This is a genomic window from Arsenophonus endosymbiont of Apis mellifera (assembly GCF_903968575.1).
Taxonomy (GTDB): domain Bacteria; phylum Pseudomonadota; class Gammaproteobacteria; order Enterobacterales; family Enterobacteriaceae; genus Arsenophonus; species Arsenophonus apicola.
The window spans coordinates 1-5791 of sequence record NZ_CAJCFU010000076.1; the positions used below are offsets into that span (position 1 = coordinate 1).

The following is a 5791-nucleotide window of genomic DNA, read 5'->3' on the forward strand; positions in this document are numbered from 1 at the left end:
GAAATGAAACGCTGGGTTTATGTCGATGGCAGAAAGTGGAAAGGATTAATGACCCGTCGGGAAATAGAGAGCGTAATATGTCAAGGAGACCTTACGCATTTGGCGTAGTGATTATTGCGGGGTTAATCGTCTGGGCGTCTTGGTTGTTGACATCCTTAAACGAAGTTAAGGCATTAAATAAAAACCTCACCATTGACCTCGATAAACAGATAGCCATTACCACTAATGCTTTTCAGTCAATGAAGGTAATCAATGATATTGCAAGAATTAATAGTGAGACCCGTCAGCGTAAAGCAGTTGACTCTGAGGCAACACAAGCAGCAATTAAAGCGCATGTCGTCCATCAGGATTGTGCCAATCGCATTATTCCTCATGGGGCTATTGTCGAGTTGCAGCAGCACACGAAACGAATACGTTCAGACGCCTCACATTCCGATACCCCCTTACCTACTCGCTGATTGCTTACCGCCAGCCATCACAGATATGATGACATGGCGTGATAGTCTGGTACTCAATGAGCAGTTACTGACAGTGATTGAGCTGTGTAATCTTGACAAACAGGCGATAAGGCGAATTGAAAAGCAGAGAGATGACAATTGAGAACGAAAAGCAGTACATCAAATCACAGTGTCAATGAATCAAAATGAGCTCAATCAAATTAATCAACACTCGCCACGGCTGCGATGTTATTCGTGTGCATTTTGAGAATGCAGTAGGGCGATTTCATAAAAGTTTTAAAACGTTGGATCCGGCTTGCCGTTTTCTTTTTTTGAGTGAATCTGAACGATTTTTGTCGATGACGGCAAAAGAAAAAGAGCAATGCCGAGACTGGCCTCTTCGTAAACTCATTCAGTTCTATGTGGGCAAAAAAGTCTCACAATGTGAAACGGGGCATTTACGGCAAAGTTCCCTTGATACGATTAAACATGCTTTGTTTTCAATTGACGAAAAGTTGCAAGCAAAAATGGCGTTAAATATTCGTCCTAGTGAATTTAACGGCTTGCCCGAGAATACCCTTAAACATCTGCATTCTGCTTATTTGTTGTTAAAAGCAATGCGAAATATTGGCGTGAGTCCAATTCCAAAACTGAAAAAGAAAGTGAAAAAGCCTATTTTTATTCCGGCGTTTGGCAATGTGGAAGAGATGATCAAACAATCGCCTGTTCGTGAAAAGATAACTTTTATTTTGGCATCAAAATTGGGCTTGCGGATAAGTGAAATCTTGGCATTGGACTATAGCGATATTCGTGAACAGAGAATTTACATCTCAAAGCACTTAACGCGATATGGCATTGTAAATTTGGGGATGAAAGCGGATTTGCAAAGGATCTTACCGCTGCCAAAAGATTTAAAGCAATTTTTGGATAAAGAAAAGAGAGGAAAACCTATTCCATTGTTAATGTCAGACCGTCAATCTCGTTTGTCATTAACGTACGGAAGAAGTGGGATCATCAAAAAACGGTTATTGGAATATGAGATTGGTACATTTCATAACTTACGGCATTTTGCCGCGATTTCATTAATCCAAAGAGGCTACGGAATAAATGTCGTATCGAAAATGTTGGGTCATCAAAGTATCAAAATTACGCATGATACTTATGGACGTTTTTGTCGGTCAGTTTTGGACATAGAAATTTAACATTTGCGTTTATTTTTTAATCACAATCCAAAAGGGGTGGAAAGCGATCAAATTCAATAACCATGCGGTATTCAGTAGGATAATTTACAGAATAGCCAAAAACGCATAATTCCGCAGTCATAACTCCGCATTTTGAAAAATTGAAAAACCTAATAATCACAACGTATGAAGAGGGATTTTTTTCGCATAAGTCCGCAAAATAAGTCCGCACCCAAAACGGCTAATTTTACGAATGTTGCACAAGTGTTAACAAGAGGTTGTCATGTCACGGAAAGCTAAATATCAAAAAGCGTATATTGACGACGTGATCAACTTGTCTTTGGTGAAAGGAAAAGTATCAAATCATTTCATTGCAAAGTGGCTGCACGTTGACGAAAAAACCGTTAGGAATTGGCGAAAGGATTATTGCGAGTTTGATCATGCTTTTCATCATGCTGCGGATATTTTGAAAAAGGAAATTGCCGAAACGGCAAGGCAAAATACCAAAATGCGAACACGCAAAATCATTAAAAAAACACCGGTTGGCGAAACGACTACGATAGAAGAAGTATTGCCTAGTCACAATGATATTGCTGTGTACAAAAAGATGGGGATCAACGAAGTCTTCTTTAACGAAGAAAAGCAACAACAAAAAGAATATTTAAGATCGATACTTGAGCGCAAAAAAACGGGTGAAATGACTGCACTGGAAGCAGCGCAATTTTTAGAGATAGAAGGTATACCTGTCCCCAACACGCTATTGCTCGAAATTAAGCAATCATCAAATTTCAATGAATCGGAAGATATTTTCCCTTCTGTTATCCACGTTAACGCCGGAAGTTTTAGCAATGACGAAAGAAATAGCAATTGATATTCCACCAAAATTAACCGCCGTGTTTAACGGGAGTGCCCGTTATCGCTGCGCTTACGGTGGGCGAGGAAGTGGAAAAACACGTACCTTTGCATTGATGTTGGCGGTTAACGCTTTCAATGCAGCAAGGGTGGGGAAAAAAGGCGTGATACTTTGTGCGCGTGAGTTCATGAACTCCCTTGAAGATTCCAGTATGCAGGAAGTGAAACAGGCAATCCAAAGCGTCAGTTGGCTCAATGCCTTTTTTGATATTGGTGAAAGATATATTCGTACCAAAGACAAGCGAATTTCTTTTGTCTTCTGTGGTTTAAGACACAACTTGGATAGCCTGAAATCAAAATCATCAATTTTGTTCTGCTGGATAGATGAGGCTGAAAACGTACCAGAGTACGCATGGCAAAAATTAATCCCTACGGTGCGAGAAGAAGGCTCTGAAATTTGGGTTACTTGGAATCCAGAGCGAAAAGGGAGCGCAACCGATGTACGCTTTAGGCAGAAAAAGCCAAGTAACTGTATTTCAGTTGACCTTAACTACAATGATAATCCGTGGTTTCCTGATGTTTTGGAGGAAGAACGGAAAAATGACCGGATCCGGCTTGATGCCAATACCTATGCATGGATTTGGGAAGGCGCTTATTTAGAGAATTCGAATAAGCAAGTATTGAATGGAAAATATGATGTTGTTGAGTTTGATCATGATCTCTGGAAAAAAGCAGACCGATTGTTGTTTGGTGCCGATTTTGGTTTTTCAAATGACCCTAGTACCCTGATCCGCAGCTTTATCCTTGGTGACTGTCTGTACGTAGAATACGAAGCCTACAGGGTCGGTGTGGAATTGGACGCATTACCTCATTTCTATCAAGCGATACCGGAAGCAACACGTTGGCCAATTAAAGCAGACAACAGCAGACCAGAGACTATCAGCTACTTAAAACGACAGGGTTTTAATATTGCTCCGGCATCCAAATGGAATGGTAGCGTAGAAGACGGCATCGCGCACCTACGAGGCTTCAAAAAAATCATTATTCACCCGCGATGCAAACACACAATTGAAGAAGCGCGGCTATATTCGTACAAAATTGACCGTAATACGGGTGATGTTCTGCCTGTCATTGTTGATGCTCACAATCACTGTTGGGACGCAGTGCGTTATTCTTTGGACGGGTATATCAAAGGCTCAGTCTCTTTTTTGGATACGCTATAGTGTATTGCTGGGAGTACAAAAACGTTCGGTTTCGTACACCCAAAAAAAGAACCGTACAAAAATAGGTTAAATTGATTTCGTACACCCTGTATAATAAGTACATCTATTTCGTACAGGAGAAATAAATATGTCACGGGTTTTTGCCTACTGCCGAGTATCCACCTTAGAACAGACCACCGAAAATCAACGCCGAGAAATTGAAGCAGCCGGATTTAACATTAAACCGCATCGAATTGTCGAAGAGAATGTTAGCGGTTCGGTGGCTGCTAATGAAAGAAATGGATTTGTCAGATTAACAGACAGGTTAGAGCCTGATGATATTCTTGTTGTCACAAAATTAGATCGATTAGGCAGGAATGCAATTGATATTCGCAAAACCGTTGAAAACCTAGCCTCATTAGGTGTTAAAGTTCACTGTCTTGCATTAGGTGGCGTCGATCTCACCAGCCCAGCCGGAAAAATGACAATGCAGGTGATTTCTGCTGTTGCTGAATTTGAACGGGATTTGCTAATTGAGCGCACTCAGGCAGGAATAGTCAGAGCAAAAGCACAGGGTAAAAAGCTCGGCAGACCTCGATCACTGGACGACAAACAAAGAGAAGAAGTGATATTGCATTTAAAAAACGGTCAAAGCATCAGTTCTCTTGCAAAAATCTTTAATACAACCCGACAAACGATCATGCGAATAAGGGATGCGGAATTTGCTACGGCAAAATATGGGGTTCCGGCGTAGAACCCCTAGCAAAAGAATTTGGCGCATCACGCGAAACCATTTATCGGTATTTGCGGACTGGCTAGGATTGAGGTAGTAGCCTATGAACTTCAGGTCGTGGTTTCTGAGATGCTTGCCAAAGTTCATATTGAGTTTGCATTTCGATCCACATTTCAGCACTTGTACCAATTGCCCTTTCTAGTCTTAAAGCCATATCAGCAGAAATACCTGAATTACCATTCAATATACGAGAAAGAGAGACTCTAGTAACACCTAATGCTTTTGCTGCCTCAGTCACTGAAACGTGGCTTAAATATTCACGTAAAACGATTCCTGGATGAGAAGGGTTATACATTCTAGTCATAATTACCTCAATGATAGTCTTGATAATCAACAAGGATCACGTCCTCACCTTCAAATTTAAACGTTAATCTCCAATTTCCATTAACAGATATTGCCCAGTGACCTTTTAGCGATTCTCCTTTTAATGGATGCAACTTCCAGCTTGGGGCTGACATATCAGAAGGTTTTTTTGCGACGTTTAAGGCGGTTAATTGCACTCGTAACTTTACAGCATGTTTAGCTTGAATCCCTGAAGTTACACCTGTTTTAAAAAATCGCTCAATCCCTTTGTGACGAAAATTCTTAATCATACATCACCTTGTAAAATGTATATATACACTATACAAGATGGTGATAAAAAAATCAATATAAGAGGTTGTATGTTCCTTTCTCTTAAACGAAAAAAATCACCCCAAAAACTCGCCGATGGCGGATTGGATAACCTGATGCGTGAGGTGAATGCGATAGGGTCGTCCACGACGACATTACCGTCCAGTTTTGCTGCACTTGGCATAACAGGTGCGGGCTATTTTGAAACCGACAAAGGCTTGGCGTGGCTCTATGAGCGTGTGTCGATTGTGCGGAAATATATCAACAAAACGTCAGGAGACTGTATCAAGCACTGGCGTACCGTGCGTTTTACGGGCGATGATGAAGAACGAACGGAACAGCTTAATGATGTGTTCACGGGCGAAGAAAAGCGCCTTAACATCAAAAAGCACGCAGAACTGTCGTTAAAACTAGCTTCACTCTACGGCGGTAGTCTGTTAATCGCGGTGACCGATGAGGAAAATCTGGAAAAGCCGCTCAATGTGAATAACGAACAACTAAAAGGCTTTTTGGTCGTCCGGCAAGGCGAGTATCGCATTCGCAAAATCGCTACCAACATTTTTAGTCCGTGCTTTAACAAACCGTTATTGTTTGAATTAAAAAGCGATGAAAAGATACTTGTTCATCACTCCCGTTGTTGTTTGACAGTCGTTAATCAAATTACCAATAGCACCGTTAGAGCGAATGAAAAAGCCAATGATGGTAAAAGCGATA

At 41.0% G+C, this 5791-nt stretch carries 10 protein-coding genes; 8 read left to right on the forward strand and 2 right to left on the reverse strand.

From position 1 onward, the window contains the following. The 7 genes from H1X92_RS12340 to H1X92_RS16275 all read left to right on the forward strand — a co-directional run. The coding region (locus H1X92_RS12340) for a hypothetical protein (RefSeq protein WP_233458161.1) at positions 1-458 on the forward strand (458 nt) is incomplete at its 5' end. Beyond that, entirely contained in the window at positions 373-600 is a 228-nt protein-coding gene (gene lysC, locus H1X92_RS16340; protein ID WP_441293617.1) for an Rz1-like lysis system protein LysC, read from the forward strand. The genes H1X92_RS12340 and lysC, both read left to right, overlap by 86 nt. Before the next feature lie 43 nt (positions 601-643). Continuing rightward, positions 644-1639, forward strand: coding sequence for a tyrosine-type recombinase/integrase (locus H1X92_RS12345; RefSeq protein ID WP_180560433.1), 996 nt, complete (start codon positions 644-646; stop codon positions 1637-1639). Positions 1640-1901: 262 nt separating this feature from the next. Beyond that, positions 1902-2489 (forward strand): hypothetical protein, encoded by a 588-nt coding sequence (locus tag H1X92_RS12350; protein ID WP_180560434.1) that lies wholly within the window; start codon positions 1902-1904, stop codon positions 2487-2489. Then, positions 2467-3693 carry a PBSX family phage terminase large subunit gene (locus H1X92_RS12355; protein ID WP_180560435.1) on the forward strand — a complete coding sequence of 409 codons (1227 nt, stop codon included), beginning with the start codon at positions 2467-2469 and terminating at the stop codon, positions 3691-3693. Before H1X92_RS12350 ends, H1X92_RS12355 begins: the two co-directional genes overlap by 23 nt. Before the next feature lie 127 nt (positions 3694-3820). After that, positions 3821-4426 (forward strand): recombinase family protein, encoded by a 606-nt coding sequence (locus tag H1X92_RS12360; RefSeq protein ID WP_180560436.1) that lies wholly within the window; start codon positions 3821-3823, stop codon positions 4424-4426. Then, a complete protein-coding gene (locus H1X92_RS16275; protein ID WP_370520691.1) occupies positions 4408-4491 on the forward strand; it encodes a helix-turn-helix domain-containing protein in 84 nt (27 codons plus the stop codon). Before H1X92_RS12360 ends, H1X92_RS16275 begins: the two co-directional genes overlap by 19 nt. Here the strand turns inward: H1X92_RS16275 and H1X92_RS12370 are convergent. Both H1X92_RS12370 and H1X92_RS12375 read right to left on the reverse strand, forming a co-directional pair. After that, positions 4488-4769: a HigA family addiction module antitoxin gene (locus H1X92_RS12370; RefSeq protein WP_180560437.1), complete on the reverse strand. Its 282-nt coding sequence runs from the start codon at positions 4767-4769 to the stop codon at positions 4488-4490. The genes H1X92_RS16275 and H1X92_RS12370 overlap by 4 nt on opposite strands. Before the next feature lie 7 nt (positions 4770-4776). Then, a complete protein-coding gene (locus H1X92_RS12375; RefSeq protein ID WP_135678479.1) occupies positions 4777-5058 on the reverse strand; it encodes a type II toxin-antitoxin system RelE/ParE family toxin in 282 nt (93 codons plus the stop codon). Positions 5059-5073: 15 nt separating this feature from the next. Here H1X92_RS12375 and H1X92_RS12380 point away from each other — a divergent pair. Further along, the coding region (locus H1X92_RS12380; RefSeq protein WP_180560438.1) for an anti-CBASS protein Acb1 family protein at positions 5074-5791 on the forward strand (718 nt) is incomplete at its 3' end.

Bases quoted from the DNA above. Each gene is read 5' to 3' on its own strand.
- H1X92_RS12355 (WP_180560435.1), top strand. From the start codon at position 2,467: ATGACGAAAGAAATAGCAATTGATATTCCACCAAAATTAACCGCCGTG.
- H1X92_RS12345 (WP_180560433.1), top strand. From the start codon at position 644: ATGAGCTCAATCAAATTAATCAACACTCGCCACGGCTGCGATGTTATT.
- H1X92_RS12370 (WP_180560437.1), bottom strand. From the start codon at position 4,769: ATGACTAGAATGTATAACCCTTCTCATCCAGGAATCGTTTTACGTGAA.
- H1X92_RS12360 (WP_180560436.1), top strand. From the start codon at position 3,821: ATGTCACGGGTTTTTGCCTACTGCCGAGTATCCACCTTAGAACAGACC.
- H1X92_RS12375 (WP_135678479.1), bottom strand. From the start codon at position 5,058: ATGATTAAGAATTTTCGTCACAAAGGGATTGAGCGATTTTTTAAAACA.
- lysC (WP_441293617.1), top strand. From the start codon at position 373: ATGGGGCTATTGTCGAGTTGCAGCAGCACACGAAACGAATACGTTCAG.
- H1X92_RS12350 (WP_180560434.1), top strand. From the start codon at position 1,902: ATGTCACGGAAAGCTAAATATCAAAAAGCGTATATTGACGACGTGATC.